At 65.0% G+C, this 26878-nt stretch carries 26 protein-coding genes; 10 read left to right on the plus strand and 16 right to left on the minus strand.

Going from position 1 to position 26878, the window contains the following annotated elements; genetic code table 11:
• Positions 1 to 116: 116 nt before the first annotated feature.
• Positions 117 to 392, minus strand: coding sequence for a metal-sensitive transcriptional regulator (locus tag AC0L23_RS35580; RefSeq protein ID WP_085359525.1), 276 nt, complete (start codon positions 390 to 392; stop codon positions 117 to 119).
• 50 nt (positions 393 to 442) lie between these two features.
• On the opposite strand from AC0L23_RS35580, the gene AC0L23_RS35585 reads away from it, so the two are divergent.
• Complete coding sequence (locus tag AC0L23_RS35585) at positions 443 to 2878, plus strand: heavy metal translocating P-type ATPase (RefSeq protein ID WP_085383376.1); 2436 nt, start codon at positions 443 to 445, stop codon at positions 2876 to 2878.
• A gap of 300 nt (positions 2879 to 3178) precedes the next feature.
• On the opposite strand, the gene AC0L23_RS35590 is transcribed toward AC0L23_RS35585, so the two are convergent.
• Together AC0L23_RS35590 and AC0L23_RS35595 are read right to left on the minus strand one after the other, a co-directional pair.
• Positions 3179 to 4126: a hydroxymethylglutaryl-CoA lyase gene (locus tag AC0L23_RS35590; protein ID WP_085359529.1), complete on the minus strand. Its 948-nt coding sequence runs from the start codon at positions 4124 to 4126 to the stop codon at positions 3179 to 3181.
• Complete coding sequence (locus tag AC0L23_RS35595; protein WP_085383377.1) at positions 4123 to 5316, minus strand: CaiB/BaiF CoA transferase family protein; 1194 nt, start codon at positions 5314 to 5316, stop codon at positions 4123 to 4125. The genes AC0L23_RS35590 and AC0L23_RS35595 overlap by 4 nt, the downstream gene beginning before the upstream one ends.
• Positions 5317 to 5508: 192 nt before the next feature.
• On the opposite strand from AC0L23_RS35595, the gene AC0L23_RS35600 reads away from it, so the two are divergent.
• Positions 5509 to 6249 carry a sulfate transporter family protein gene (locus AC0L23_RS35600; RefSeq protein WP_018459591.1) on the plus strand — a complete coding sequence of 247 codons (741 nt, stop codon included), beginning with the start codon at positions 5509 to 5511 and terminating at the stop codon, positions 6247 to 6249.
• 219 nt (positions 6250 to 6468) lie between these two features.
• A complete protein-coding gene (locus AC0L23_RS35605) occupies positions 6469 to 7260 on the plus strand; it encodes a phytanoyl-CoA dioxygenase family protein (RefSeq protein WP_473358091.1) in 792 nt (263 codons plus the stop codon).
• A gap of 52 nt (positions 7261 to 7312) precedes the next feature.
• Here the strand turns inward: AC0L23_RS35605 and AC0L23_RS35610 are convergent, their stop codons facing one another.
• From AC0L23_RS35610 to nth, 3 genes are read right to left on the minus strand one after another with little or no spacing between them, the layout of a single operon-like run.
• Positions 7313 to 8941, minus strand: coding sequence for an MFS transporter (locus AC0L23_RS35610; RefSeq protein WP_018459593.1), 1629 nt, complete (start codon positions 8939 to 8941; stop codon positions 7313 to 7315).
• Positions 8928 to 10064 carry an HlyD family secretion protein gene (locus tag AC0L23_RS35615; RefSeq protein ID WP_473358092.1) on the minus strand — a complete coding sequence of 379 codons (1137 nt, stop codon included), beginning with the start codon at positions 10062 to 10064 and terminating at the stop codon, positions 8928 to 8930. The genes AC0L23_RS35610 and AC0L23_RS35615 overlap by 14 nt, the downstream gene beginning before the upstream one ends.
• Positions 10065 to 10098: 34 nt before the next feature.
• On the minus strand, positions 10099 to 10851 hold the full coding sequence (gene nth, locus AC0L23_RS35620) for an endonuclease III (RefSeq protein ID WP_085383378.1): 753 nt from the start codon (positions 10849 to 10851) through the stop codon (positions 10099 to 10101).
• 22 nt (positions 10852 to 10873) lie between these two features.
• Here nth and AC0L23_RS35625 point away from each other — a divergent pair, with 22 nt between their 5' ends.
• Positions 10874 to 11407, plus strand: a complete 534-nt coding sequence (locus AC0L23_RS35625) for a DUF2244 domain-containing protein (protein ID WP_018459597.1) — start codon at positions 10874 to 10876, stop codon at positions 11405 to 11407.
• A gap of 56 nt (positions 11408 to 11463) precedes the next feature.
• A complete protein-coding gene (locus AC0L23_RS35630) occupies positions 11464 to 12360 on the plus strand; it encodes a methylated-DNA--[protein]-cysteine S-methyltransferase (RefSeq protein WP_018459598.1) in 897 nt (298 codons plus the stop codon).
• A 94-nt stretch (positions 12361 to 12454) separates the two neighbouring features.
• Here AC0L23_RS35630 and AC0L23_RS35635 read toward each other — a convergent pair whose 3' ends face one another.
• From AC0L23_RS35635 to dnaK, 8 genes are all read right to left on the minus strand, one after another.
• Positions 12455 to 13078, minus strand: a complete 624-nt coding sequence (locus tag AC0L23_RS35635) for a 2,3-bisphosphoglycerate-dependent phosphoglycerate mutase (RefSeq protein WP_085359533.1) — start codon at positions 13076 to 13078, stop codon at positions 12455 to 12457.
• Positions 13079 to 13159: 81 nt separating this feature from the next.
• Positions 13160 to 13975: a 4-hydroxy-tetrahydrodipicolinate reductase gene (dapB, locus tag AC0L23_RS35640; RefSeq protein ID WP_018459600.1), complete on the minus strand. Its 816-nt coding sequence runs from the start codon at positions 13973 to 13975 to the stop codon at positions 13160 to 13162.
• Positions 13976 to 14233: 258 nt separating this feature from the next.
• Positions 14234 to 14545, minus strand: coding sequence for a DUF1330 domain-containing protein (locus AC0L23_RS35645; RefSeq protein ID WP_027566211.1), 312 nt, complete (start codon positions 14543 to 14545; stop codon positions 14234 to 14236).
• Between the two features lie 23 nt (positions 14546 to 14568).
• Positions 14569 to 15279: an orotidine-5'-phosphate decarboxylase gene (gene pyrF / locus AC0L23_RS35650; protein ID WP_018459602.1), complete on the minus strand. Its 711-nt coding sequence runs from the start codon at positions 15277 to 15279 to the stop codon at positions 14569 to 14571.
• 6 nt (positions 15280 to 15285) lie between these two features.
• Positions 15286 to 15864: an NADPH-dependent FMN reductase gene (locus AC0L23_RS35655; RefSeq protein WP_085359535.1), complete on the minus strand. Its 579-nt coding sequence runs from the start codon at positions 15862 to 15864 to the stop codon at positions 15286 to 15288.
• 57 nt (positions 15865 to 15921) lie between these two features.
• Positions 15922 to 16521, minus strand: a complete 600-nt coding sequence (locus tag AC0L23_RS35660) for a class I SAM-dependent methyltransferase (protein WP_085349933.1) — start codon at positions 16519 to 16521, stop codon at positions 15922 to 15924.
• Between the two features lie 88 nt (positions 16522 to 16609).
• Entirely contained in the window at positions 16610 to 17743 is a 1134-nt protein-coding gene (gene dnaJ / locus AC0L23_RS35665; RefSeq protein WP_085359537.1) for a molecular chaperone DnaJ, read from the minus strand.
• Positions 17744 to 18018: 275 nt separating this feature from the next.
• Complete coding sequence (gene dnaK / locus AC0L23_RS35670) at positions 18019 to 19920, minus strand: molecular chaperone DnaK (RefSeq protein ID WP_007598490.1); 1902 nt, start codon at positions 19918 to 19920, stop codon at positions 18019 to 18021.
• A 394-nt stretch (positions 19921 to 20314) separates the two neighbouring features.
• Between dnaK and AC0L23_RS35675 the strand changes: the two genes are divergently transcribed.
• A complete protein-coding gene (locus tag AC0L23_RS35675; RefSeq protein ID WP_018459606.1) occupies positions 20315 to 21256 on the plus strand; it encodes a hypothetical protein in 942 nt (313 codons plus the stop codon).
• A 146-nt stretch (positions 21257 to 21402) separates the two neighbouring features.
• Complete coding sequence (pncA, locus tag AC0L23_RS35680) at positions 21403 to 22125, plus strand: bifunctional nicotinamidase/pyrazinamidase (protein ID WP_026233851.1); 723 nt, start codon at positions 21403 to 21405, stop codon at positions 22123 to 22125.
• 141 nt (positions 22126 to 22266) lie between these two features.
• Here pncA and grpE read toward each other — a convergent pair whose 3' ends face one another.
• Entirely contained in the window at positions 22267 to 22884 is a 618-nt protein-coding gene (gene grpE / locus AC0L23_RS35685; RefSeq protein ID WP_085359539.1) for a nucleotide exchange factor GrpE, read from the minus strand.
• A 96-nt stretch (positions 22885 to 22980) separates the two neighbouring features.
• Positions 22981 to 24069: a heat-inducible transcriptional repressor HrcA gene (gene hrcA / locus AC0L23_RS35690; RefSeq protein ID WP_007598483.1), complete on the minus strand. Its 1089-nt coding sequence runs from the start codon at positions 24067 to 24069 to the stop codon at positions 22981 to 22983.
• 181 nt (positions 24070 to 24250) lie between these two features.
• Between hrcA and rph the strand changes: the two genes are divergently transcribed.
• Genes rph through hemW form a run of 3 tightly spaced genes read left to right on the plus strand, consistent with a single transcriptional unit; the run spans position 24251 to position 26752 of the window.
• Positions 24251 to 24964, plus strand: a complete 714-nt coding sequence (gene rph, locus AC0L23_RS35695; RefSeq protein ID WP_007598482.1) for a ribonuclease PH — start codon at positions 24251 to 24253, stop codon at positions 24962 to 24964.
• An 11-nt stretch (positions 24965 to 24975) separates the two neighbouring features.
• On the plus strand, positions 24976 to 25611 hold the full coding sequence (gene rdgB / locus AC0L23_RS35700) for an RdgB/HAM1 family non-canonical purine NTP pyrophosphatase (RefSeq protein WP_018459609.1): 636 nt from the start codon (positions 24976 to 24978) through the stop codon (positions 25609 to 25611).
• Complete coding sequence (gene hemW, locus AC0L23_RS35705; protein ID WP_085349271.1) at positions 25598 to 26752, plus strand: radical SAM family heme chaperone HemW; 1155 nt, start codon at positions 25598 to 25600, stop codon at positions 26750 to 26752. The genes rdgB and hemW overlap by 14 nt, the downstream gene beginning before the upstream one ends.
• The last annotated feature ends 126 nt before the right edge of the window (positions 26753 to 26878 follow it).

Genomic DNA, 26878 nt, shown 5'->3' on the forward strand with positions numbered 1-26878 from the left:
ACCCCGGCAGAGGCCTTCTCCTCTCAACTGTTGCACTTCGAGTGTGAATCCACCTCCTGGCTTTCGCCAGGACGACGTTGGCGGATAGCCCCTCACAATGGCGGGCGAGTAAGAGACTACCGCTCCGCCCGCCCAATCACCGCCATCAGCTCCGCGATCTTCTCGCGCTGGTCCGCCCTGTCGCCGCTCGCGATCGCATGCTCGACGCAATGGGCGACGTGATCTTTCAGAACCTCTTCCTCGACCCGGCGCAAGGCGGCGCGCACCGCCGAGATCTGCGTGACGATGTCGATGCAATAGCGATCCTCCTCGACCATTTTCGAAAGGCCGCGAACCTGCCCCTCGATCCGGCCGAGACGTTTGCCGACAGATGCCTTGATGTCCTTGCGCATGCCGACTATATACCCCCCCAGGGTATGACTTGCAAGGCCGGAGCGTGGCAATGAACGACGCCGAACACGAGCACCGTCACAACGCGGAAACACGTTCCGGATGCGGCTGTGGCAGCAAAGCTCCGCCGGTCGCCAAGCCCGCGGCCTCCTCCTGCTGCGGCGGGCACGGCGATCACGCGCATGACCACGGCGCCGCGGCAACAGTCCGCGATCCCGTCTGCGGCATGACCGTCGATCCTGCGACCTCAAAACACCGGTTCGACCATCACGGCGAGACCTTCCATTTCTGCTCGGCCGGCTGCCGCACCAAATTCGCTGCCGACCCCGCAAAATATCTCGCCAAGGAGAAGACACCCCAACCCGAGATGCCCGCAGGCACGATCTACACCTGCCCGATGCATCCGCAGATCCGCCAGGCCGGACCTGGCACCTGCCCGATCTGCGGCATGGCGCTGGAGCCGGAAGTGGCGAGCCTGGAGACCGGTCCCAATCCCGAGCTTGCCGACATGACGCGGCGGTTCTGGATCGGCGGCGCGCTGGCGCTGCCGGCCGTCGTGCTGGAGATGGGCGGCCATCTCGCGGGCCCGCACAATTGGATCGATGCGACGCTGTCGAATCGGATCCAGCTCGTCTTTGCAACGCCAGTGGTGCTGTGGGCCGGCTGGCCGTTCTTCGTCCGCGGCTGGCAGTCGCTGCTGACGCGCAACCTCAACATGTTCACGCTGATCGCGATGGGCACGGGCGTCGCCTATGTCTACAGCCTGATCGGCACCATCACGCCGCAGATTTTCCCTGCCACCTTCCGCGGCCACGAAGGCGCGGTCGCGGTTTATTTCGAGGCAGCGGCCGTCATCACCGTGCTGGTGCTGCTCGGTCAGGTGCTGGAGCTGCGCGCCCGCGATGCGACGTCGGGTGCGATCAAGGCGCTGCTGCAGCTCGCCCCGAAGACCGCGCGCCGCATCGATACCGACGGCGGCGAGCACGAGGTCGAGATCGACGCCCTTCATGCCGGTGACCGCTTGCGCGTGCGTCCGGGCGAAAAAGTGCCGGTCGACGGCGTCATTCTGGAGGGCCGTTCCTCGCTCGACGAGTCGCTGGTAACAGGCGAGTCCATGCCGGTCACCAAGGAGACGGGCGCGAAGGTCATCGCGGGCACGCTCAACCAGTCCGGCAGCTTCATCATGCGCGCCGACAAGGTCGGGCGTGAGACGCTGCTGTCGCAGATCGTGCAGATGGTCGCGGACGCGCAGCGCTCGCGCGCGCCGATCCAGCGTCTCGCCGACCAGGTCGCGGGCTGGTTCGTGCCGGCGGTGATCGCCGTTGCCGTCATCGCGTTCGCAGCCTGGGCCTGGTTCGGACCGGAGCCGCGGCTGGCCTTCGGCCTCGTCGCCGCCGTCAGCGTGCTGATCATCGCCTGCCCCTGTGCGCTTGGCCTGGCGACTCCGATGTCGATCATGGTCGGCGTCGGCCGCGGCGCGCAGGCAGGCGTGCTGATCAAGAACGCCGAGGCGTTGGAACGGATGGAGAAGATCGACACACTGGTGGTCGACAAGACCGGCACGCTGACCGAGGGCAAGCCGAAGGTGGTCGCGATCGTGCCGGCGGCCGGCTTCGCGGAAGATGACATCCTCCGCTTAGCCGCCAGCGTGGAGCGCGCCAGCGAGCATCCTCTGGCCGACGCGATCATGCGCGCGGCGAAGGAGAAGCAGCTCGCGCTGGGCCAGGTCGAGCAATTCGATTCGCCGACAGGCAAGGGCGCCACCGGCAAGGTCGACGCCAAAACCATCGTGCTCGGCAATGCCAAATATCTGATGTCGATCGGCATCGACACCAAAACGCTCGATGGCGAGGCCGAACGGCTGCGCGGCGATGGCGCGACCGTGATCAACATGGCCGTCGACGGCCGGCTCGCCGGCCTGTTCGCGATCGCCGATCCGGTCAAGGCTTCCACGCCGGAGGCGCTGAAGGCACTCGCGGCCGAAGGCATCAAGGTCATCATGCTGACCGGCGACAACCGCACCACGGCGGAGGCTGTCGCGCGCAGGCTCGGCATCGCCGATGTCGAGGCCGAGGTGCTGCCGGATCAGAAGAGCGCGGTGGTGACAAAGCTGCAGAAGGCCGGCCGCAGCGTCGCGATGGCTGGCGACGGCGTCAACGACGCGCCAGCGCTGGCCGCAGCCGAAGTCGGCATCGCCATGGGCACCGGCACGGACGTGGCGATGGAGAGCGCCGGCGTCACCTTGCTGAAGGGCGATCTGACCGGCATCGTGCGTGCGCGAAAACTGTCGCAGGCGACGATGAGCAACATCCGGCAAAACCTGTTCTTTGCCTTCATCTACAACGCCGCAGGCATTCCGATCGCGGCCGGAATCCTTTATCCAACGTTCGGCGTGCTGCTGTCGCCGATCATCGCCGCGGCCGCGATGGCGCTGTCCTCGGTCAGCGTCGTTGGAAACGCGCTGCGGCTACGGGCAACGCGGCTGTGAGCGAGCGCCTTCTCTCTCGCACCGTTCACGAAACGCGGTAAGATGCGCGTAGCCTGGACGAAGCGGAGCCGACGAAGGCACGCCAGCACGCGCACCGGCATGAGTAGATTTGCCGCGCAGGCGGTGCGTTCCCCTCTCCCCTTGTGAGAAAGGGTGGCTCGCCGCGAAGCGGCGAGACGGGTGAGGGGTATGTCTCCGCGACTACTTTCCTTCGAGCTTGCGGAGAGAGACCCCTCATCCGGCGCTTCGCGCCACCTTCTCCCGCAAGGGGGAGAAGGGAAGGGCGTTCCGCTTGCGGATTTAAGCCGCCTTCGCCGCGCTCCCACCCGGCAATCCCGCCTGAGCGAGGCCGCCGTAGAGCTGCTCGTTCGGCATCTCCTCGCGCAGGATCCTGCGCACCGTGATCAGCTTCTCCAAATCGATGCCGGTCGCAAAGCCCTTGCTCTCGCACAGGAACACGAGATCCTCGAACACGACATTGCCGGTCGCACCGGGGGCAAAGGGGCAGCCACCGAGGCCGCCGAGCGAGCCGTCGAGGATCCGCGCGCCTTCGTCGAGCGCCGCGGCCGCGTTCGCGATGCCCATGCCGCGGGTATCGTGTAGATGGATGCAGATCGGCTTCGACCCTGCGAGCTTCACCGCGGCGCGCGTCAGCTCCGCCACCTGCTTCGGCCCGGCATAGCCCACGGTGTCGGCGATGCCGACGAAATCGACACCGGCTTCGAGGCATTTGTCGACCAGCCGCAGCACTTCTGCAGGGTCGACCGCCCCGGTGATCGAGCAGCCCAGCGCCATCGAGATCGCCGCGTTGACGAGCGGCTTGTGGCTGGTGGCATCGCGCATCTCGCACAGGCGTTTCAGATTGGCGATGGCGGACTCGCGCGAGCGGTGCGCATTGGCCTGGCTGTGCTCTTCCGTCGCAGAGACCACGGAGGCGATTTCGCCGACGCCGGATTCCAGCGCCTCGTTCACGCCGCGTTCGTTGAGCGCAAGCGCGATGCCATGCGCGCCGGACAATGAAGCGACGGTCGCGACGACATCACGAACATCGACGAATTGCGGAAAAGTCTTCGCCGGCAGGAACGAGCCGACCTCGAAATGCCGCACGCCAGCGGCATATTCCTCGCGCACCCAGCGTTGCTTGGCGTCGGTGGACGGAATTTTCTTCACGAGCTGGAGCCCGTCGCGCAGGGCGACTTCGCGCAGGCTGACGCGTTCTGCGGGGTAAATCTCCTGAATCCGGCTCATCCGCGCCTCCCTGTTGTTTTTGACGTGACATCTTCATTTTCATTGTCGATCTCGGCGCGAACGGCCGCAGTGTCGGCGCCGAGCGGCGCGACCCTCAGGCCTTCGCCGATATGGCTGCCGTTCCATTCGATCGGCAGCGCCGGCACCCGGAACGGCTTGCCGTCGGCGGTGACATTGTTGACGAGCCCGCCCGGCCGCAGCACATGCGGATCGGTGAAGAGATCCTCGGGCCGGTTGATCGGCGAAAAGCAGATGTTGAGCGCATCGAGCCTCTCGGACAGTCTTGCCACGTCCCACTGCCTGATGATCCCGGCCGCGCGCGGAATGATCCGGCCACGCGCCAGGATGCGATCGGTCGTGGTGCGCAAGGCGGGATCATCGAGGAATTCAGTCAGGCCGAACTCGCGGCAAAAGCTCTGCCAATGGCCTTCGGTGACGACGCCGATGAAGATGCGCTCGCCGCCGGCGGTCTCGAAGATGTCATAGATTGGCCAGGCATGCTCGCGCTCCGGCATCGAGCGCGGCTTGTTCCCGGTCATCTCGTATTCGACCATGTGCTGGGCAACCAGAAACAGGCAGTTCTCGAACAGGCCGATGCGGATGTCGGCGCCGTCGCGTTTTCCTCCGCGCTTCTGATAGAGCGCCGCGAGGATCGCGATCACACCGAACATGCCGCCCATGATGTCGTTGGCGGACGAGCCGACGCGCTGGGGCTTTTCGCTGGTGCCGGTCATGGCGGCAAGGCCCGCCATCATCTGCACCACCTCGTCGAGCGCGGGGCGGTGCTCGTAGGGACCGGAGAGGAATCCCTTGTGGCCGGCAATGATCAGACCCGGATGCCGGCGGCGCAATTCGTCCGCGCCAAGCCCCTGCTTACCGAGCTGGCCGTCGCGAAAATTCTCAAGGAACACGTCGGCGGTCGCCAGCAGCCGGTGCATGGTGTCGCGATCCTCAGTCTTCTCGAAATCCAGCACCACGCTGCGCTTGCCGCGGTTGAACAATGGGAAAAAGGCGGTCCCCATGCCCCCCAAGCTCCGGGTCTTGTCGCCCGCACGCGGCTCGACCTTGATCACGTCGGCTCCGAGCTGCGCCAGGATCATGCCGCAGGTCGGGCCCATGACCATGTGGGTCATCTCGACCACGCGCACGCCTGCAAGCGGCAATCCGTCCGCCGATTCTTCCATCGCCATATGCGCCTGTTCCTTTGCCGCGCTGGTTCCGCTTGTTGTCAAGCGGGTTGGTGGAGCAACGGTCTTGCCGAATTCATCGTGGCTTCGTTGATGCCAGCGGTCAATCCGGCCATAAGCGGTGCCGCCGATCTCCCTTGCCGAAGTGGCCCGGGGTGTCTACCTCTCGCGGGTGATTTCGTGAGAGGAACTCCCATGCTGGATGCCGCCGTCAAGGCGCTGTCACAAATGATCTCGCCGCCGATGCGCTCGATCCTGTGGCGGTCGATCGGCGTCGCACTGGTGCTGATCATCGTGCTGGCGATCGGCTTGCAGCGGCTGCTGAGCTGGTTTGCGACCTATGGCGAGGCGTGGCTGGAAGGCCTGCTCGGTCCGGGTTGGCACTCATCGCTCGAGGTGTTGTCCTGGATCATTTCGATCGCCGCGGGCCTCGGCGTCGTGTTCGGGGCTGTGTTCCTGATGCCCGCGATCACCTCCCTGGTTGCGAGCGTGTTCGTCGACGACGTCGCCGACATCGTCGAGCGCGAGCACTATCCGGCGGAGCGGCCGGGGATCGCGCTGCCGTTCAGCCAGGCGATCTACGAGGGCGTCAAGACCGCGCTGCTGACGATCCTGGTCTATCTGGTCGCATTACCGCTGGTGCTTTTCGCCGGCGCCGGTTTCCTGGTCTTCTTCCTCGCCACGGCCTGGCTGCTCGGCCGCGAATATTTCGAGCTCGCGGCGATGCGGTTTCGCTCGCCGGAGGAAGCCAAGGCGATGCGGCGCGACAACGCCGCCACCATCTTCACCGCGGGCCTGTTCATCGCAGCCTTCGTCTCGATCCCGATCGTCAATCTGGCGACGCCGATCTTCGCCATGGCCTTCATGGTTCACATGCACAAGCGGCTGTCAGGTCCGCGGCCCGAGCTGATCGAGCCGGCGCGGCAGATGCGGTAGGTCAAGCGGACTTGGCGGCGCGCTCGTACGACGCCCCCTCGTAGAGGCGCTCTGCGTCCCGCTTGTCTTGATTTTGCTCTCCGCCGCCGTAAGGTACGTAGCATGATTTTCATGTCCACATTCTTCCCGCTGATCTGAGCGACCAAGTCGTTCCGGCGTATCGCGCCAATCAGATCAAGACGGCTGCGCTGACGCGGTGGCCGAACGGAGAAATGTGCAATGCCCAAAACCGAGCGCATCGGCGTGACCTCTCATCGGGTCCTAAACTTCATCGACGACGGTTTCATCAAGATCGAGAACGCCTTCAGCACGCACCTTGCGGAACAATGCAGGGACGAATTGTGGGCGGATATTGGTCTATCGCCACACGAGCCCGAAAGCTGGACCCAGCCGGTCATTCGGGTGGGATCCAAGACCTCGCCACCATTCATTGAAGCCGCCAACACGCCGATCCTGCACGAAGCCTATGACCAACTCGCGGGTGACCGCCGCTGGATCGCGCCCAATGCGCTCGGAACTTTTCCGGTCCGCTTTCCCTCACCGGAATCCCCTGGTGATGATGGCTGGCATGTGGACATGAGTTTCGGCTTCGATAATCCGGATTTCATGCAGTGGCGCGTCAATGTGAAGAGCAGCGGACGCGCATTGCTGATGCTCTTCCTGTTCTCGGGCGTAGGCCCTGAGGATGCGCCAACGAAGATACGGAAAGGTTCGCACGCCACCATCGCCCGGGAGCTGCTGCCCTATGGCGATGCAGGCGCAACGCTGGAGCAGATCTCTGCCAACGGTTACGCTTCTACGGAAGATTGCGACGTTGAACTGGCAATCGGTGCGGCAGGGACCGTTTATCTCTGCGATCCATTCCTGGTTCACGCCGCGCAACCTCACCGGGGGAAGCGCCCGCGTTTCATGGCACAGCCGCCGCTGCTGCCAACAGGCGAGTTCGACCCGGCGTTGCCACCCTCGCCGGTTCAGATCGCCATCCGTCGGGCTTGTGGTCTGACGTTATAGTCAGAGCCAACCCGGACCGTCGCTCGGCGCGTGGGTCGTCTGGATCCTGAACCTACGTCAGGGGCACTCCGCATCTGCGCAACAGCATCCTGGCGAAGCCGAACGGCGCCGGCGTGAACGGGCCGGGCGGGGCACGGGTGACTAGGGCGACGACGCCGAGCGCCGCCATCGCGACCCAGAAGCACAGCCAGAAGCCGTCGATATAGGCGAGCACATTGGCCTCGCGCTGGACGAGGCCGGCGAGCGTACCGACCGCGCGTGCCTGTGCCGAGCCGGCACCATGGGCCGCAAAATGGTCGGCGAGCTGTTTCAGCATGCGGACCACGTCGACGTCGCCGACACCGAGATTCTGGCCGAGATAGAAGGAATGGATCTGCTCGCGGACGCGCAGCCACGTCCCCATCAACGCGACGCCGATCTCGGCGCCACCCAGCCGCATGATCTGGATATAGGCGGCAAACGAGGTGGCACGGCTCGGATCGGAGTTGGACAGCAGCGTGATGATCAGCGGCAGCAAGGTCAGCGACTGCCCGATCGCCTGGAGCAGCACGATGCCCGCGAAATCCTCGCGCGCCCAATCATGGCTGAGCTGCGTGCCCCAGAGATTGGCGGCAGCGAAGCAGGCAAATCCCACGACCACCACCGTCCGCGTATCGAAGTGCCGCAGCAGCCAGATCGAGAGCGGCACCAGCACGAACATTGGCAAGGCGCCATAGGTGAGCAGCAGCAAGCCACTCTGCTCCGGCCTGAGCAGGGCGATGGTGGCGAGGAAGTTCGGCACCAGCGACGCGTTGGAGAGGCTGGTCAGCGTGTAGAGCAGGATCAGGACCAGCCCCAGGCCGATATTGCGCGAGAACAAGACGTTCACATGCGCCCAGGGCTGCCGCACCAGGGACTCGTTGACGAGGAAGCCCGCGACCAGCACCGCGCCGGCAATGATCAACGCCATCACAGTCCCCGACCCCAGCCAGTCCAGACGGTTGCCCTGGTCGAGCCCGGCATAGATCATCGAGACGCCGGCGCCGAGCAGCAGCATGCCGCCCCAATCGGCGTCGCGCAGCAAAGCGCGATTCACCGGCTCGTTCGGCGTGCCCCAATAGACCATCAGGCCCATCAGCGGCGCGATCAGGACGCTCTGCCAGTACAGCCATTGCCAGCCGAGATGGTCGACATAGAAGCCGACCAGCGAGCTCGATGTATCGAGCGCGAAGCCGACGCGGATCGAATAGATCGAGATCGCCGGAAGCCACCAGCGGATCGGTAAATTGCGGAACACGATCATCAGCGTCGCCGGCACGAAGGTGCCGAGCAGGAGGCCATGCACGACGCTGAGCGCGAGCAATGTCGGATAGTCGTGCACGAACGGGATGATCAGCGAGACCGCGGCATAGACGAGGCTGGGGATACCCAGCACGCGACGCAGGCCGAATACGGTGGCAAGCCAGGCCACCGCGGGCGCGATGAAGATCTGCGAGCCGATGCCCGCCGTGGAGAGCCATGCGCCTTCGTCGAACGAGAGCGAGAACGCGCCGCGCAGGTCCGGCAGGCCAATCGTGGTCAGCCGGCTGTCAAAATTGGCGAGGAACGAGCCGAGCAGCACCGCCGCCACCGCAAACAGCGGCTGCGGGGCGACGCCGCCGCGCGAGAGCGGTCCGCGACTGGAATCGTCATTTTCCGCCATTGCCGGCCTTGGTGTCGATGCTGGTGACGACCGACATGCCCGGCACCAGCCGCGCCAGCAGCGGCTGGTTGTCGTCGAACTGGATGCGCACGGGAATGCGCTGCACGACTTTGGTGAAGTTGCCGGTTGCGTTGTCCGGCGGCAGCAGCGCGACCTGCGCGCCGGTCGCGGGCGCAATGCGCTCGACCCGGCCGCGCAGCTTCTCGCGCGGGAAACTGTCGACGGTGATCTCGACCGGCTGACCCGGTGCGACGTGGGTAAGCTGGGTCTCCTTGTAATTCGCGATCACATAGACCTTCGGCAACGGCACGACGTTGATGAGGTTGGTGCCGATGTTGACGTAGTCGCCGGGCTGGACCTGTCGCTCGCCGACGACGCCATCGAACGGCGCGGATATCTTGGTGTAGCCGAGCTTTAGCTTCGCGCTCGCCAGCGTCGCCTTGGTCGCTTCGAGATCGGCCGCGCGCTGCTTCCTGGTGCCTTGCAGGACTTCGAGCCGGTGCTGCTGGGCCGCGATCACGGCGCGGCTCGCGCGCACGTCGGCCTGCGCCTTGGCATAGCCTGCGACCGCCTGTTCGAAGCGCTGCCGCGTACCGGATTCGGTCTGCGACAGCGACTGCTGACGCTCCTGCTCCTGCCGCGCCTCGACCTCCACGGCTTCGGCCGAGAGCCGCGCGGCTTGCGCCTGCGCGATCGTCGCATATTGCAGCTCGATCTGGTTCGCCAGATTGTCGAGCACGGCCTGCGCAGCGGCGACCGCCGCTTCGGCCTGCGCGACTTGCGTCTCATAGTCGGCAGGATCGATCTGGATCAGGAGATCGCCGGCCTTGACGCGCTGGAAGTCGGTGACCCCGACGGTCAGCACTTCGCCGGAGACGCGACTGGCGAGCCGCGTCAGCTCGGCGCGCACATAGGCGTCGTTGGTGGTCTGGACCACCGAATTGCCGACCCATTCGTCGAGGCGCTGCGTTGCAAGCGCGACGAAGCCGAGCGCGACGATCACCGCGAACAGCGGAATCGCGAGCCGGCTCCAGAGCGAACTCGCCGGTGGCTGCGTTGGCTTCGGTGGCGGCGCCGGTGTAGCAGGAGGTGGCGATGGCGAGATTTGTTCCTGCTGACTCACGCTAGACTCCAAACCACTTTCCCGAACGCTATTTTCAGACCGTCTTTTCCGGCCACCGGCAGAGATCGTTGATCAGGCAAACCTCGCAGCGCGGCTTGCGCGCGAGGCAAGTATAGCGGCCATGCAGGATCAGCCAATGATGGGCATGCAGCATGAACTCGGCCGGGATCACCTTTTCGAGACCGAGCTCGACCTCCAGCGGCGTCTTGCCGGGCGCAAGTCCGGTCCGGTTGCCGACGCGGAAGACATGCGTATCGACCGCCATGGTGTGCTCGCCGAAGGCCATGTTGAGCACGACATTGGCGGTCTTGCGCCCGGCGCCGGGCAACGACTCGATCCCGGCGCGCGTGCGCGGCACCTCGCCGCCGAACTCGCTGAGCAGCTTCGCCGACAGCGCGATGACGTTTCTGGCCTTGGTGCGATAGAGCCCGATGGTCTTGATGTACTCGCGCAGGCGTTCCTCGCCGAGGTCAAGCATCTTCTGGGGCGTGTCGGCGACCGCAAACAGCGCGCGCGTCGCCTTGTTGACGCCGGCGTCAGTCGCCTGTGCCGACAGCACCACGGCAACCAGCAGCGTGAACGGATTGACGTGCTCGAGCTCCCCCTTTGGCTCCGGGTTAGCCTTGCGGAAACGGCTGAAGGCCTCGCGGACTTCGGGCGGCGTCCAGGGTTTCATGGCTTTGAGAGATTTCTTGCCGGGGGCCTTGGGCTTCGCGGCGGCCACCTTCGCCTTTTTCTTCGGCACGGACGTTTTGCGGGGGGCCGGCTTGCGGGTGATTTTCGCCATGATCGGGATATACTGAGGGACGATGAGCACAGGCAATGAAATTGAGCGCGAACGATCTGCAAGCGAGGCTGAGCCTCAGATCTTTTCCGCGCGCCTGACGCCGCACCGCTCGCTGAACCGCACCGGCTTCCTCGCCGTGATGCTGTTCCTGAGCGCCGTCAGCTTCGTCACCGGCCTCGTCTTCCTGATGATGGGCGCCTGGCCGGTGTTCGGCTTTTTCGGCCTCGACGTGCTGGTGATCTGGTGGGCTTTCAAGGCCAATTTCCGTGCGGCGCGGGCCAGCGAGGAGATCGTGGTCACGCCATCTGAATTGCGCGTGCGGCGCGTCAGCCAGCATGGCCAGGTCGTCGAATGGACCTTCAATCCGCTCTGGGTTCGACTCGACATGGAAATCGACGAGGATTTTGGCATCGAGCACCTCTATCTGATCTCGCGAGGTCACCAGATCCAGATCGCCCGCTTCCTGGGGCCGGACGAAAAGGCAAGTTTCTACAAGGGTTTGGTTGAGGCCTTAAATGCCGCCAGGCGCGGTCCGACCTACAATCCGGTGACCTGATTTGCGGATCGGAAATCGGGTGGTTTCGTACCCCGCCCCCTCCTACATTTCCAGGCATGATGACACTCGCGATACATGACCAGCGCCTGGCCGGGCCGGGCTCCCAGAACGCCGCGATGCGCGACTATGATTCCGTGCGCCGGGCGATCGCCTTCATCTCCGAAAAATGGCGCACGCAGCCGACCATCGAGGCGATGGCGGATGCGGCCGGCGTCACCCCGGACGAGCTGCACCATCTGTTCCGCCGCTGGGCCTCGATCACGCCGAAGGCTTTTATGCAGGCGCTCACGCTCGATCACGCCAAGGGCTTGCTCAGGGATTCCGCGAGCATCCTCGACGCCGCGCTTGACTCCGGTTTGTCGGGTCCGGGCCGGCTGCACGATCTCTTCGTCACCCATGAGGCGATGTCGCCGGGCGAATGGAAGAACGGCGGCGCCGGCCTCACCTTGCGCTACGGCTTCCATCACTCACCGTTCGGCACCGCGATCGTGATCGCGACCGATCGTGGATTGTCGGGACTCGCTTTCGCCGATCCCGGTGAGGAACAGGTGGCGCTTGCCGATATGACGCGGCGATGGCGGAACGCAACTTACGTCGAGGATCACGAAGGTACCGCACCATTGGCGCAGCGCATCTTCGACACAAAACTCTGGCGGCCGGACCAGCCGCTGCGCGTGGTGATGATCGGTACCGATTTCGAGGTGCGGGTGTGGGAGACCTTGCTGAAGATCCCGATGGGCCGCGCGGTGTCCTATTCGGACATCGCCTGCAACATCAACAGCCCGAAAGCGTCACGCGCCGTAGGCGCCGCCGTCGGCAAGAACCCGGTGTCCTTCGTCGTGCCCTGCCACCGCGCGCTCGGCAAGAGCGGCACGCTCACCGGCTACCACTGGGGCATCACCCGCAAGCAGGCGATGCTGGGCTGGGAGGCCGGGCAGCTGGGGCTGCAGTAAGAGTTGCTACGCGTAAACTGCCCCACTTAGTCGTCCCGGCGAAAGCCAGGACGACACCGAGTGCTTGGCGGGACTCAGTCGCGCGCGAACGTCTTTAACCCGCCAGATCCAGCTTCGATGTCACCGTCGAATCCGCATTGAGCCGGTAGATGATCGGCACGCCGGTGGCGAGCTCGCGCTTCAAAATGCCTTCGGGCGAGAGCTTTTCCAGCACCATGATTAGCGCGCGCAGCGAATTGCCGTGAGCCGCGACCAATGTGCGCTTGCCGTTGAGCACGCCGGGCAGGATCTCCTGCACGTAATATGGCAGCGCGCGCGCCAGCGTGTCCTTCAGGCTTTCGCCACCGGGCGGCGGCACGTCGTAGGAGCGGCGCCAGATCAGCACCTGGTCCTCGCCCCATTTCTTGCGGGCGTCATCCTTGTTGAGACCGGAGAGATCGCCATAGTCGCGCTCGTTCAGCGCGAGGTTCTTCGTCGTTGACAGGCCCTTCTGGTCGAGCTCGCCGAGAATGAGATCGAGCGTGTGCTGTGCGCGCGTCAAGACCGAGGTGTATGCAACGTCGAACACGAGACCCTGCGCCTTCAGCTTGCGGCCGGCTTCCGAGGCTTCCTTGACGCCGAGCTCGGTGAGATCAGGATCCTTCCAGCCCGTGAAGAGGTTCTTCAGATTCCATTCGCTCTGGCCGTGCCGCACCAGCACGAGAAGACGTTCGCTCATCGACTGCTTTTCCGTTTCGTTCGTTGTTTAAGCATGATCTTGTCGGAAAACCGCTTCACACTTTTCCGGATCATGCTTCGTTCAGATGTCGGACAGGCCGAGTACGTCGGCCATGGAGTAGTGCCCCGGCTTCTTGCCATGCGCCCAGAGCGCGGCTTTCAGCGCGCCGTGGGCGAACAGCATGCGATCCTCCGCGTGATGCGACAGCGTCAGGCGCTCGAACGCGCCGAGGAAGCTCACGCTGTGATCGCCGGCCGCGGTGCCGCCGCGCAACGACGCAAAGCCGATGTCGCCGGGCTTGCGTGCGCCGGTGATGCCGTCGCGGCCGCGGTCTGCATGCTCGTCGAGCGCGATGCCGCGGCCGCTAGCTGCGGCCTGGCCCAGCATCAGTGCCGTGCCCGAGGGCGCGTCGATCTTCATGCGGTGATGGGTCTCGACGATCTCGATGTCGAAGCTCTCGTCGAGCGCCTTGGCGACGCGCTTGACCACAGCGGCAAGCAGATTGACACCCAGGCTCATATTGCCGGACTGCACCACGACGGCGCGGTTGGTGACGCTCTTGATCACGGCGTTGTCGGAGCCCGACAGGCCGGTCGTTCCGACCACGTGCACGAGGCCGCGCTCGGCGGCGATCGCGACATTGGCGAGGGTCGCCGCGGGCACGGTGAAATCCAGAATGCCGTCGGCGTCCTTCGACATCGCCCAGAGATCGCCGGAGAGTTTGATGCCATTGGCCGGCAGACCTGCCAGCACGCCGGCATCCTTGCCGAGCAGCTCCGAGCCCGGCGCCTCCAGCGCGCCGGCCAGCACCGCGCCTTTGGTCTCGGCAATCGCCCGCGTCAGCGCCCGGCCCATCCGGCCGCCGGCTCCAGCAACGATCAAGCGCATATCGGACATGGTGCGATCCTCTCACGGCCGTTGTAGCGGGGGGATGCAGTTCCGGCAACCGAGGGGGATTAGGGGCAGGTCGCCTGCGGCCATCCTTCGAGACGCCCGCCTGTGGCGGCCCTCAGGATGAGGTCGCGTCTTGCGGCAAGATATCAGACCCTCATGGTGAGGAGCCCGCAAGGCGGGCGTTCCGGACGATGCTCTGCATCGCCGGGCGAACCATGCAGGCCGAGCATTTCGGCAAGAGTAATAAGAGGAGTTCGCGCCTCAGCCGTCTGACGGTTGCGGGCCGTCATAGCCCTCGATGATGATGAGGTCGGCGACGGAGTGCGGCTGGCGCACCTTGATGTTGGCCTGGTATTCCGGCGAGTTGTAGCAGGCGATCGCGGTCTCGTAGTCCGGGAATTCGATCACGACATTGCGGGTGCGGCTGGCGCCTTCGACGGTGGTGAACTTGCCGGCGCGGACGACGAAGCGGCCACCCCATTTCTTGAAGATCGGACCATTGGCGACGGCATAGGGCTTGTAGCCCTCGTCACTGCTCACGTCGACGCGTCCGATCCAGTAGCCTTTTGCCATTGTTCTTCTCCCTGTGTTGTTAGTTAGCCGAGCGCTTGCGCGATCTCGGCCTGGATGGCCTCGGCGATCGCCCTGGAGTCCGTGGCTTCCACCACCGGCCGCCCGACCACGAGATAATCCGCGCCGGCCGCAATCGCGCGGCCCGGCGTCATGATGCGTTTCTGGTCGCCGCTCGCGGCGCCCGCCGGCCGGATGCCGGGGGTGACGAGGCTCATCTGGTGGCCGACGATCTTGCGCAAGGCTCCGACTTCCTCGGGCGACGATACCAGCCCGTCGATGCCGAGCACCTGCGCCTGCTGCGCGCGCGCTTCGACGAGCTCGGAGACGCCGAGCCGGAAGCCTGCCGCGTGCAGATCGTCCTCGTTGTAGGACGTCAGAACAGTGACGGCGAGGATCTTCAGGTTCGAGCTGCCGCGACCTTCGACGGCACCCTTCATGGTCTGCGGATAAGCGTGCACGGTGAGGAAGGTCGCGCCGAGCCTTGTGATGCTGTCGACGCCCTGCGCCACGGTGTTGCCGATGTCGTGCAGCTTGAGATCGAGAAAGACCTTCTTGCCCTGGTCGGCGAGCTTGCCGACCAGCGGCAAGCCGCCGGCATAAGCGAGCCGATAGCCGATCTTGTAGAAGGTGACGCTGTCGCCGAGCCGGTTGACCATAGCTTCCGCGGCATCAACGCTGGGCAGATCGAGCGCGACGATCAGGCGGTCTTTCGGGGCAATCTCGGCTGGCGTCATGTCACCTCACATCATGCGTTGGGAAACGTCGATCAACTGCCGCACCAGTTCCTTCAACGCGGCGATATCGCCCTCGTGCTTCAGCCTGTCCATATCGTCATAGGCCTGGTCGGCAAAGGCGAGCGTCAGCTGGCTGGCAATCACATTGGCGTGGCAGGAGGTCAGGATCAGCCGCAACGCCTGCAGCGCGCGAGCCGCGCCAAGCCGGCTCTGCGAGGCGCCGGCGAGCGCGAAGACGCGGTTGCGGAACACCTCGCCGCGCGGCTCGTGCAGCTCATGCACGCGGCTGACCCAGTCGATCGCGTTCTTCAGCAGCGGCGGCACCGAGGCGTTGTATTCGGGCGAGACGATCAACACGCCATGATGCGCGCCGATCATGCGCTTGAGATTGATCGCGTGCTTCGGCACACCGGATTTGGCCTGCAGGTCGCCGTCATAAATCGGCAGCGGAAAATCGGCGAGCGAGATCCGGGTGACGTCGACACCGGCCTGATCGAATGCATAGGCAGCGACCGCTGCCAGCTTCGCATTGTGCGAGCCGGTGCGCAGGGAGCCGGGAATGATCAGAATTTTCGGTGCGGACATCCGCTTCCATGCGTTCGGCGAAACGAGACCGCCACGCAAACAGGAACGCCGGCGGAATTAGTCCTTGCGATACACCCAGACGCGGGCCGGCGGAAGGTTCATCCAGATCCGTTCGGAGGCCTCTGTGGACACGCCGGGCAGCGATTTCGGAATCGGCGGCACCACCGCATAGGTGAACTGGACGAAGGGCGCACCGGGCGCCAGGGCCGTGAAGGCGTCGCGGATGAGCCGCAGCCGCGTCAGCATCGGTTTTGTAACCAGCGGCAGGCCGGAGACGACCGCGGAGGCCGGCGCGCTCAGCACGTTCCACAGGGTGTCGCGCAGACGATAGGCATCGCCCTGCACCACCTTGGCCTGCGGATAGCGGTCGCGCAGCAGGGCGCAGAAGCCTGGATTGTATTCGACGAGGACGAGACGCTTCTGGTCGACGCCGCGCTCGACCAGGGCCGAGGTGATGGCGCCGGTGCCGGGCCCGAGCTCGACCACCGGTGAGTCCGAATTGACGTCGACGTAATGGGCCATGGTCCGGGCCAGCAGCTTGCCCGACGGCATCACTGCGCCCATGTGGAGAGGCTTTTCGATCCATGACCGGAGAAAACGCACCTCGTCATCGAGACGGGGCTTCTTCAACGCACGCGCGGACGATGGCAATGGCATGTCGGGACCGGCCGGGACCGCGTGACCGCGGCGTGTCAGAAAATGGTCATAAAGACGTATAGGCCGAAGGCGGCACGGTCAAGACGCGTCAACTCGCCCGATTACCGAAGAAATCCTTGACCTTGGTGAAGAAACCCTCGGATTCCGGCTGGGTATTGCCGGAGGAGAGCTTGTCGAACTCGGCCAGCAATTCCTGCTGCTTTTTGGTGAGGTTCTGCGGGGTCTCGACCACGACCTGAACGTACATGTCGCCCATCTGGCGCGAGCGCAGCACCGGCATGCCTTTTGATGCGATGCGGAATCGGCGGCTGGACTGGGTGCCCGCGGGGACCTTCACCTTGGTCTTGCCCTTGTCGATGGTCGGCACCTCGAACTCGCCGCCAAGCGCCGCCGTCACCATCGAGATCGGCACACGACAATGCAGATCGGCGCCGTCGCGCTGGAAGAACTGGTGCTGGGCCAGCGACAGGAAGATGTAGAGGTCCCCAGGCGGACCGCCGCGGACCCCGGCCTCGCCCTCGCCGGCGAGTCTGATCCTGGTGCCGTCCTCCACGCCGGGGGGAATGTTGACCGACAGCGTCCGCTCGCGGGTGACGCGCCCCTGACCCGAGCAGGACGGGCAGGCGTCCTCGATCATCTGGCCGCGGCCCTGGCAGCCCGGACAGGTGCGCTCCAGCGTGAAGAAGCCCTGCGACTGCCGTACGCGTCCGGCGCCGCCGCAGGTCGAGCAGGTCTTCGGCTTGGTGCCGGCCTTGGCCCCGATGCCCGAACAGGCCTCGCAAGTGACCGAGACCGGGATCTCGATCTGCGCGGTCTTGCCGCCAAAAGCTTCCTCGAGCGTGATTTCCATGTTGTAGCGCAGGTCGGCGCCGCGCTCGCGGCCGCCACGGCCCCCGCGCTGTCCGGCCATGCCGAACAGATCTTCGAAAATGTCGGAAAAGGAGGAGGCGAAGCCCGCACCGAAACCGGCACCACCGCCCCCGCCCTGCTCGAAGGCGGCATGGCCGTAACGGTCATAGGCAGCGCGCTTGTCCTTGTCTTTCAGGACCTCGTAGGCCTCGTTGATTTCCTTGAACTTGACTTCGCTGGTGTTGTCCCCCGGATTGCGGTCGGGGTGAAACTTCATCGCCAGCTTGCGGAACGACGATTTCAGCGCGGAATCGTCGGCATCGCGTTCGACTTCGAGGGTTTCGTAGTAGCAGCGCTTGGTGGACGTGGACATGATGAGCTCAGTCTATCCGATCGCGATTCAAGTCGGAGCGACGCAACGTCGCCATGCAACGATATAGGCAGCCTTCGGCCTCGCGGCAGAGGATTGCACGGCAGTGTTCAGAATAACGGCTGGGAATTGATCGATCGCAACGGGCCCGAATTTAACAGAGCCGATTTTCAAAGAGTCTTGGCCCGTCGAGCCCGACACGATGGCCTCCCCCGCGAGGGAGGAGGCCGTTGGCGCGTGTGGGGTCCAAGCCGTCCGCATCATCACCCTCGCGGGGTTCAGGCGGACTTCTTGTTGGTCTTGTCGTCGTCGACTTCGGTGAATTCCGCGTCGACGACGTCGTCCTTGGCCGCATCCTTCTTGGCGTCGGCTTCGGCCTGCTGCTTGTACATGGCCTCGCCGAGCTTCATCGAAGCCTGGGCCAGCGTTTGGGTCTTGGCCTTGATCGCTTCGGCATCGTCGCCCTTCAGCGCTTCCTTGAGGTCGCTGACGGCATCCTCGATGGCGCGGCGCTCGGTCTCGGCGACCTTCGAACCGTGCTCGGCCAGTGCCTTCTCGGTCGAATGCACCAGTCCATCCGCGTCGTTCTTGGCAGTCACGGCCTCGCGGCGCTTCTTGTCCGCCTCGGCATTGGCCTCGGCGTCCTTGACCATCTTCTCGATGTCGGCTTCCGATAGACCGCCGGAGGCCTGGATGCGGATCTGCTGCTCCTTGGACGTGGCCTTGTCCTTGGCCGAGACGTTGACGATGCCATTGGCGTCGATGTCGAACGTCACCTCGATCTGCGGCATGCCGCGCGGAGCCGGCGGAATGCCCATCAGGTCGAACTGGCCGAGCATCTTGTTGTCGGCCGCCATTTCACGCTCGCCCTGGAAGACGCGGATGGTGACCGCGTTCTGACTGTCCTCGGCGGTCGAGAACACCTGGCTCTTCTTGGTCGGGATCGTGGTGTTGCGGTCGATGATGCGGGTGAACACGCCGCCCAGAGTCTCGATGCCCAGCGACAGCGGGGTCACGTCGAGCAGCAGCACGTCCTTGACGTCGCCCTGAAGCACGCCGGCCTGGATCGCGGCGCCGATCGCCACGACTTCGTCCGGGTTGACGCCCTTATGCGGCTCCTTGCCGAACAGCTGCTTCACGACTTCCTGGACTTTCGGCATGCGCGACATGCCGCCGACCAGCACCACTTCGCCGATCTCGGCGGCGGTGAGGCCGGCATCCTTCAGCGCCTTGCGGCAGGGCTCGACGGTCTTCTGAACGAGGTCATCGACCAGCGCCTCGAACTTGGCGCGGGTGAGCTTCATCGTCAGATGCTTCGGGCCGGTCTGGTCCGCGGTGATGAAGGGCAGGTTGATCTCGGTCTGCGTCGTCGACGACAGCTCGATCTTGGCCTTTTCGGCGGCTTCCTTCAGGCGCTGCAACGCGAGCTTGTCGTTGCGCAGGTTGATGCCCTGCTCCTTCTGGAATTCGTCGGCGAGATAGCCGACCAGGCGCATGTCGAAGTCTTCGCCGCCGAGGAAGGTGTCGCCGTTGGTCGACTTCACCTCGAACACGCCGTCGCCGATTTCGAGAATCGAGATATCGAACGTGCCGCCGCCGAGATCGTACACGGCGATCGTACCGGCCTTGGTCTTGTCGAGGCCGTAGGCGAGCGCGGCCGCGGTCGGCTCGTTGATGATGCGCAGCACTTCAAGGCCCGCGATCTTGCCGGCGTCCTTGGTCGCCTGGCGCTGGGCGTCGTTGAAGTAGGCGGGCACGGTGATGACGGCCTGGTCGACCTTCTGGCCGAGATGGGCTTCCGCGGTCTCCTTCATCTTCTGCAAGATGAACGCCGAGACCTGCGAGGGCGAGTAGGTCTGGCCGTCGGCCTCGACCCAAGCGTCGCCGTTGGAAGCCTTCACGATCTTGTACGGAACGAGCTTCTTGTCCTTCTCGACCATCGGGTCGTCGTAGCGGCGGCCGATCAGGCGCTTCACTGCGAAGAACGTGCGCTCGGGATTGGTGACGGCCTGGCGCTTGGCCGGCTGGCCGACGAGGCGCTCACCGTCGTCCGTCACGGCGACGATCGAAGGCGTCGTGCGCATGCCTTCGGAATTCTCGATGACTTTGGCGTTCTTGCCATCCATTACGGCGACGCACGAATTCGTGGTGCCGAGGTCGATCCCGATGACCTTTCCCATGGTCCTGTATCCTTGTTTTTGCGGCAGGCTGGCTGGGCCCAGAAGGCACCCGAACCGAAACCCCCTAAGATCAAACATTCGCGATATTGCGATGGTTGGGGGTCATATAGGAGGGGGGGAGGTGCCTGCAAGGACCGAACGCAAGTTTCGGCCGTGAAAACATTGGGTTTTGGAAGAACATATCCGGGCTGCACCGCCCTTGCGGGTGAGAAATTATTAACAGGTCCGCGATCGGCCGGCATCCGCTACCGCATCCCGCCCCGCCCTGTTGCGGCCAGACCAAAACCGTTAAAAGGCGGGCAGCCGGCCGGGCTCGTCCTCGGGCTGCCTCGCGCGACAAAGCGGCCGGCTGGCCACCATCGAACGGCCTCAATGTGAACCAATCAGAGTGCCCATGAAGCTGATCCGCCCCCTCGCCGCGCTCGCCCTCCTCGTCGCCTCTACGCTTCCGGCTCTGGCCGCCGACGCCGTTTTCCCACCCGGCTTGCGCCTCGGCATGGTGCCATTGGTCGGCCTCAGCACGGCCAAGACCTTTCCCGGCTTCGAGAGCGAGGACGGCAACGTCAAGGTGCTGATCACGGAGCTGCCGCCGGCCGCCTATGGCGAGGTCGTGAGCGCCTTCAACTCCAACCCGGCCGGCACCAACGGCGTCAAGCAGGACAAGATCGAGACGCCCGCGGGCGTGGCCTATTTCACCACGGAGAGCGGCAAGGCGGGCGAGACGCCAGTGCGGCGCTATTCGATGATCGTGCCGGGCGCCGGCTTCTCCGGCTACGTCGCGGTGCAGATTCCGGAGAATGCGATCAAGATCTACACCGACGAGGCGGTGCGGCAGATGTTCGCGAGCGTCGTCACCCGGAAGCAGGTCTCGGCCGAAGAGCAGATCGCACTGATGCCGTTCAAGATCACCGATCTCGCCGACTTCAAGGACGTCCGCACGCTGGCGCCGGGCTCGAGTATCATCCTGGCCGACGGCGACGAGAGCTCCGGCTATGAATCGAAGCCGTTTATCATCCTCGGCGTGATTGGCGCCACCCCGCAAGCCGCCGACGACCGCGCCCGCTTCGCCCAGGAGGCGGCGCTCCAGATTCCCGGCGTGCGCGAGTCGCGCGTCACCATGTCCGAGCCGATCCGCATCAGCGGCCAGCAGGGTTTCGAGACCCGGATCGACGGCGTCAGCGGCAAGGACAAGACGCCGGTGACCGTGGTGCAGTGGATCCGCTTCAGCAGCGGCGGCGCCTCGCTGCGCATCATCGCCAGCGCCCCGCGCGAGCAATGGCCGGCCGCCTTCACCCGCTTCCGCGCGGTCCGCGACGGCATCCAGCCGAAGGGCTAGCAGCATCCGCAAGCGGGAGAGGTGCACCGAACCCGCGGCTCAAGCCCAACCACTCACCAAAGCCGGCTGCATTTTCGGGCTTCTGTTCGTATACGAACGGAACTAGGCTCCCCTTCCGTTGAGTTCATCCTGGAGGGAGGCGAATGATGCTGGATCGGCGACAAGTCTTGGCGGCGCTCGGGACGAGCGCGCTCGTGGCGCTCGCGCCCACGGCAATTCTGGCAGCGGCATCGATCAAGCCGGACGATGCATCCGCGCTGCTCGTGATCGACGTGCAGAACTGCTTCCTGCCCGGCGGCAGCCTTGCCGTGAAGGAAGGCGAGCAGGTGGTGCCCGTCATCAACAAGATCTCGAAAGCATTTTCGAATGTGGTGATGACGCAGGACTGGCACACGCAAGGCCATATTTCCTTTGCGTCAGTCCACGCCGGCAAGAAGCCGTTCGAGACCGTCGATCTTCCCTACGGCAAGCAGGTGCTGTGGCCCGACCATTGCGTGCAAGGCACCGACGGCGCCGCGCTGTCGAAAGACCTTGCGATCCCGCACGCCGAGCTCATCATCCGCAAGGGTTTTCACAAGGACGTCGACAGCTATTCGGCCTTCCTCGAAGCCGACGGCAAGACCTCGACCGGTCTCGCCGGCTATCTGAAGGCGCGCAAGATCAAGCGCGTCTTCGTCGCGGGGCTGGCGACGGATTTCTGCGTCGCCTGGACCGCGCTCGACGCGCGCAAGGCGGGCTTCGAGGTCTATGTGGTGGAAGACGCCTGCCGCGGCATCGACAATCAGGGTTCGCTGGCAAAAGCCTGGGCCGACATGGCCAAGGCCGGCGTGAAGCGGATTCAGTCCGCAGATATCGCGGCGAGCGCCTAGGCCCGGTCAAAAAACTGCAAGACCCTCATCCTGAGGAGCGCGCTTCTCCGCGCGCGTCTCGAAGGATGAAGGCCCCGCTGCAGCAGCGCGACCTGCATGGTTTGAGACGGCGCTGACGCGCCTCCTCCCCATGAGGATCAACTAGTTGGCCGCGCCGTTCGGCTCGTTGCTGTTGGCAGCCGGCGCGGCCTTGGCGCCACCCTTGGCGACACCGACCAAGGCGGGACGCAGCACGCGCTCGCCGATGGTGTAGCCGGCCTGCATGACCTGCACGACGGTGCCCGCGGGCACCGACGCATCGGCCACCTCGAACATCGCCTGCTGGAAGTTCGGGTCGAACTTCTGGCCCGAGGGGTCGAACTTCTTCACGCCGTGTTTTTCCAGCGCGCTGAGCAGCGAGCGCTCGGTCAGCTCGACGCCCTCGATCAGCGAGGCGAGGCCTGCATCGGCCGCCGCACGGGCTTCGGCCGGAACGGCATCGAGCGCGCGCTGCAGGTTGTCGGCGATGTCGAGCACGTCGCGGGCAAAGCCGGTGATGCCGTAGAGGCGGGCATCCGCGACCTCCTTGGTGGTCCGCTTGCGCAAATTCTCCATCTCGGCCAGCGTCCGCAGCATGCGGTCGCGCGCCTCGGCGACTTCCTTCTGCAGAAGCTCGACGGAGCCGGGCTCGGGATCGTCAGGCATGATGTAGGGTTTTGACACCACGGGCTCGCCGGCCGCAGCACTCGTGTCTTCGGGTTGCCGGTCTCGATCGGTCATCGGCTCTCTTTTCGCATTCGTCTCAGGGGGTTTCTGGCCCGGATATCGTGCTTCGGGCGGCGAAAATCAAGCGCCCGTGATCGGCCCGGCCGCCGGTCAGCCCCCCAAGAGCCGGCTGACGATGCGGGCAGCGTAGTCCACGGTGGGGATCACGCGGGCATAATTCAGCCGCGTCGGCCCGATCACGCCCAAAACGCCGACGATATGGCCGGCGGCGTCCCGATAAGGCGAGATGATGGTGGACGAACCCGACAGCGAGAACAGCTTGTTCTCACTGCCGATGAAGATCCGCACGCCTTCCGCGGTCTCGGCCCGGCCGAGCAGGTCGATCACGCCGCGCTTGGTCTCGAGATCGTCGAACAGCAGGCGAACGCGCTCGAGATCCTCCAGCGCATGCAAATCCTCGAGCAGATTGGCGTGGCCGCGGACGATGAGCTGACGATCCTCGTTCTCGCCGCCGGACCAGCTGGCGATGCCGGCCGAGATCACCTTGTGCGTCAGCTGATCGAGCTCGGTGCGCGCCTCTCCGAGCGCGGTCTCGAGCTCCAGCCGCGCCTCGGCCAAGGTCCGGCCTCGGATGCGGGCATTGAGGAAGTTGCCGGCTTCGGTCAACGCCGAGGATGGAACTCCCGGCGGCAGCGTCAACACGCGATTTTCGACCTGCCCGTCCTCGCCGACCAGGATCACCAATGCCTTTTCCGGTTCCAAGCGGACGAATTCGATATGTTTCAGCCGCGCATTGGATTTCGGCGTCAGCACGACCGCGGCCGCGCGGGTCAGGCCGGAGAGCCGCGTCAATGCCTCCTCGAGCGCAGCCTCCACCGATTGCGCGTGGCCGACGGAGGTCAACTGGCTCTGGATCGCCTGCCGTTCACTGTCATTGAGGTCGCCGACCTGCATCAGGGCATCGACGAAGAACCGCAGGCCGAGTTCCGTCGGCAATCGGCCGGCGGAGGTGTGCGGGGCGTAGATCAGGCCGAGCTGTTCCAGATCGGCCATGACGTTGCGGACCGAGGCGGGCGACAGCGGCATGGCAATCAGGCGCGAAATATTGCGCGAGCCCACCGGCTCCCCGGTCGCGAGATAGCTTTCGACGATTTGACGAAAGATGTCGCGGGAACGCTCGTTGAGCTGGGCGAGGCCCGCGCGCGGCGCGATCAGATGGATCGGATCGTGATGGGCCACAGACGGTAACTCCTCTAAGACACAGGTAATTTGTCTATCCCGGATGCTTCTGACAAGCGTGGCGTTGGCGGATTGGAAATCGGGGGTGAAGAAGGCCTCGATCTTCCCCCTTGCCGCCCACCCTCACCCCCCCTACAAGCACCGCCAACAGCCCTTTTCCGAGAGTTTTGGAGGATTTCCCATGCGGCCAAGCCGCCGTGCGCCCGACGAATTGCGCCCCGTGACGCTGGAGCGCGGCGTGGTCAAATATGCGGAAGGCTCGTGCCTGGTGAAATTCGGCGACACCCACGTGCTGGTCACCGCCACGCTGGAAGACCGCCTGCCGCCATGGCTGAAGGGCCAGGGCCGCGGCTGGGTCACCGCCGAATACGGCATGCTGCCGCGCGCGACCTCGGAACGCACCCGCCGCGAGGCCTCCGCCGGAAAGCAGAGCGGCCGCACCGTCGAAATCCAGCGCCTGATCGGCCGCTCGCTTCGCACCATCATCAATCTCGAAGCGCTCGGTGAGCGCCAGATCACGGTCGATTGCGACGTGCTCCAGGCCGACGGCGGCACCCGCACCGCCTCGATCACCGGTGCCTGGGTCGCGCTGGCCGATTGCGTCAGCTGGATGAAGGCGCGCAACATGGTCAAGGCCAATGTGTTGCGCGACAACGTCGCCGCGATCTCCTGCGGCATCTACAAGGGCACGCCCGTGCTCGACCTCGACTATGCCGAGGACTCCGAAGCCGACACCGACGCCAATTTCGTCATGACCGGCGATGGCCGCATCATCGAGGTCCAGGGCACCGCGGAACGCGAGCCGTTCACGGAAGCCGAGTTCCTGGCGTTGATGGCGCTGGCGCGCAAGGGCGTCGCGCGTCTCGTGGACTTGCAGAAACTGGCGGTAGCGTAGTCAATAGCCCGATGCACCGCCGAATCACCGGAAAGCTGGTCATCGCGACCCATAATCCCGGCAAGCTCGCCGAGATGAAGGAGCTGCTCGCGCCTTACGGCATCGAAGCAGTGTCGGCCGGCGAGCTCGGCCTTCCCGAGCCGGAAGAAACCGGAAACGATTTCCGCAGCAATGCCGCGATCAAGGCGATCGCGGCGGCGCAGGCAACGAAGCTGCCGTCTTTCGCCGATGATTCCGGCATCGTGGTCGACGCGCTCGACGGCGCGCCCGGCATCTACTCGGCGCGCTGGGCCGGCCCGAACAAGGATTTTGCCGCAGCGATGGCGCAGATCGAGCGTCTGTTGCAGGAGCGCGGCGCGACCACGCCGGCCAAACGCAAGGCGCACTTCGTTTCCGCGCTCTGCGTTGCATGGCCCGACGATCATCTCGAAGAGGTCGAGGGGCGCGTCGACGGCACGCTGGTGTGGCCGCCGCGCGGCACCGCCGGCTTCGGCTACGACCCGATGTTTTTGCCCGACGGCCATAGCCGCACCTTCGGCGAGATGGAGAGCATCGAGAAGCACGGACTGCCGCCGCTCGGTCTCGGCCTGTCGCATCGTGCCCGCGCCTTCGTGAAACTGGCGGAGATCTGCCTTGAGCCGCGCTAAGGAAGCCTTCGGCGTCTACGTGCACTGGCCGTTCTGCCTGTCGAAGTGCCCCTATTGCGACTTCAACAGCCACGTTCGCCACGCCGCGATCGACGAGCCGCGGTTTGCGTCAGCATTCGCGCGCGAAATCGCTGCGACCGCCGAGCGCGCGCCCGGACGCGAAGTCACCTCGATCTTTCTCGGCGGCGGTACGCCCTCGCTCATGCAGCCTGCAACCGTCGGCGCTGTGCTCGACGCCATCGGCAAGCACTGGACCGTGGCGAAAGACGTCGAAGTCACGCTGGAGGCAAACCCGACCAGCGTCGAGGCTACGCGCTTCGCCGGCTATCGCGCCGCCGGCGTCAACCGCGTCTCGCTCGGCGTGCAGGCGCTCGACGATGCCTCGCTGAAAGCGCTCGGCCGCATGCACAGCGCGCGCGAGGCCCTCGATGCCGTCGCCATCGCGCGCCGCTCGTTCGATCGCTATTCGTTCGACCTGATCTACGCCCGTCCCGACCAGACGCCGGCGATGTGGGCCGATGAATTGCGTCTCGCGATCGGCGAGGCGGCCGAGCATCTGTCGCTCTATCAATTGACGATCGAAGAAGGCACGCCGTTCTTCGGCCTACATCAAGCCGGCAAGCTGAAGACGCCGGATGAAGCGGTCGCACGCGCGCTCTACGACGTCACGCAGGAGACCTGCGACAGGCTCGGCCTGCCCGCCTACGAGATTTCAAATCACGCGCGGCGCGGCGCCGAGTGCCGGCACAATCTGGTCTACTGGCGCGGCGAAGAATATGCCGGCATCGGCCCCGGCGCCCATGGCCGCCTCGACATCGACGGTATCAGGCACGCGACCGCCACCGAGAAGCGCCCCGAAGCCTGGCTGATGCGGGTCGAGACCAACGGCCACGGCGTCGTCACCGACGATCTCCTCAACAGCGAAGAGCGCGCCGACGAATTCCTGCTTATGGGATTGCGCCTCGCCGAGGGCATCGACCCCGAGCGTTACAAAGCGCTCTCCGGCCGCTCACTCGATCCCAAGCGCATCACGCTGCTGAGCGAAGAAGGTGCAATCACGGTGGATGCAACGGGACGGCTGCGCGTGACGAGCAGCGGTTTTCCGGTGCTGGACGCGGTGGTCGCGGATCTCGCGGCGTAAAGTCTCTCCATCGTCGTCCTGGCGAAAGCCAGGACGACGATGGAGGGAACCCAAACACCCCCACACACTTGCCGCGCCCCCCCCCCCCCCACCCCCCCGCGCGCGGGCAGAATTAGACCCCCCCCC

Source organism: Bradyrhizobium sp. MI1.4, assembly GCF_055811315.1.

Coding starts and splice junctions, on each gene's coding strand:
- AC0L23_RS35610 (WP_018459593.1), bottom strand. CDS start 8,941: ATGGCGGAAAATGACGATTCCAGTCGCGGACCGCTCTCGCGCGGCGGC.
- dapB (WP_018459600.1), bottom strand. CDS start 13,975: ATGTCCGATATGCGCTTGATCGTTGCTGGAGCCGGCGGCCGGATGGGC.
- AC0L23_RS35595 (WP_085383377.1), bottom strand. CDS start 5,316: ATGGCGATGGAAGAATCGGCGGACGGATTGCCGCTTGCAGGCGTGCGC.
- AC0L23_RS35635 (WP_085359533.1), bottom strand. CDS start 13,078: ATGAGCGAACGTCTTCTCGTGCTGGTGCGGCACGGCCAGAGCGAATGG.
- dnaJ (WP_085359537.1), bottom strand. CDS start 17,743: ATGTCCACGTCCACCAAGCGCTGCTACTACGAAACCCTCGAAGTCGAA.
- AC0L23_RS35605 (WP_473358091.1), top strand. CDS start 6,469: ATGCCCAAAACCGAGCGCATCGGCGTGACCTCTCATCGGGTCCTAAAC.
- AC0L23_RS35625 (WP_018459597.1), top strand. CDS start 10,874: ATGAGCACAGGCAATGAAATTGAGCGCGAACGATCTGCAAGCGAGGCT.
- AC0L23_RS35580 (WP_085359525.1), bottom strand. CDS start 392: ATGCGCAAGGACATCAAGGCATCTGTCGGCAAACGTCTCGGCCGGATC.
- AC0L23_RS35655 (WP_085359535.1), bottom strand. CDS start 15,864: ATGTCCGCACCGAAAATTCTGATCATTCCCGGCTCCCTGCGCACCGGC.
- AC0L23_RS35585 (WP_085383376.1), top strand. CDS start 443: ATGAACGACGCCGAACACGAGCACCGTCACAACGCGGAAACACGTTCC.
- grpE (WP_085359539.1), bottom strand. CDS start 22,884: ATGACCGATCGAGACCGGCAACCCGAAGACACGAGTGCTGCGGCCGGC.
- AC0L23_RS35645 (WP_027566211.1), bottom strand. CDS start 14,545: ATGGCAAAAGGCTACTGGATCGGACGCGTCGACGTGAGCAGTGACGAG.
- pyrF (WP_018459602.1), bottom strand. CDS start 15,279: ATGACGCCAGCCGAGATTGCCCCGAAAGACCGCCTGATCGTCGCGCTC.
- AC0L23_RS35675 (WP_018459606.1), top strand. CDS start 20,315: ATGAAGCTGATCCGCCCCCTCGCCGCGCTCGCCCTCCTCGTCGCCTCT.
- nth (WP_085383378.1), bottom strand. CDS start 10,851: ATGGCGAAAATCACCCGCAAGCCGGCCCCCCGCAAAACGTCCGTGCCG.
- pncA (WP_026233851.1), top strand. CDS start 21,403: ATGCTGGATCGGCGACAAGTCTTGGCGGCGCTCGGGACGAGCGCGCTC.
- AC0L23_RS35630 (WP_018459598.1), top strand. CDS start 11,464: ATGATGACACTCGCGATACATGACCAGCGCCTGGCCGGGCCGGGCTCC.
- dnaK (WP_007598490.1), bottom strand. CDS start 19,920: ATGGGAAAGGTCATCGGGATCGACCTCGGCACCACGAATTCGTGCGTC.
- AC0L23_RS35600 (WP_018459591.1), top strand. CDS start 5,509: ATGCTGGATGCCGCCGTCAAGGCGCTGTCACAAATGATCTCGCCGCCG.
- rph (WP_007598482.1), top strand. CDS start 24,251: ATGCGGCCAAGCCGCCGTGCGCCCGACGAATTGCGCCCCGTGACGCTG.
- AC0L23_RS35660 (WP_085349933.1), bottom strand. CDS start 16,521: ATGCCATTGCCATCGTCCGCGCGTGCGTTGAAGAAGCCCCGTCTCGAT.
- rdgB (WP_018459609.1), top strand. CDS start 24,976: ATGCACCGCCGAATCACCGGAAAGCTGGTCATCGCGACCCATAATCCC.
- AC0L23_RS35590 (WP_085359529.1), bottom strand. CDS start 4,126: ATGAGCCGGATTCAGGAGATTTACCCCGCAGAACGCGTCAGCCTGCGC.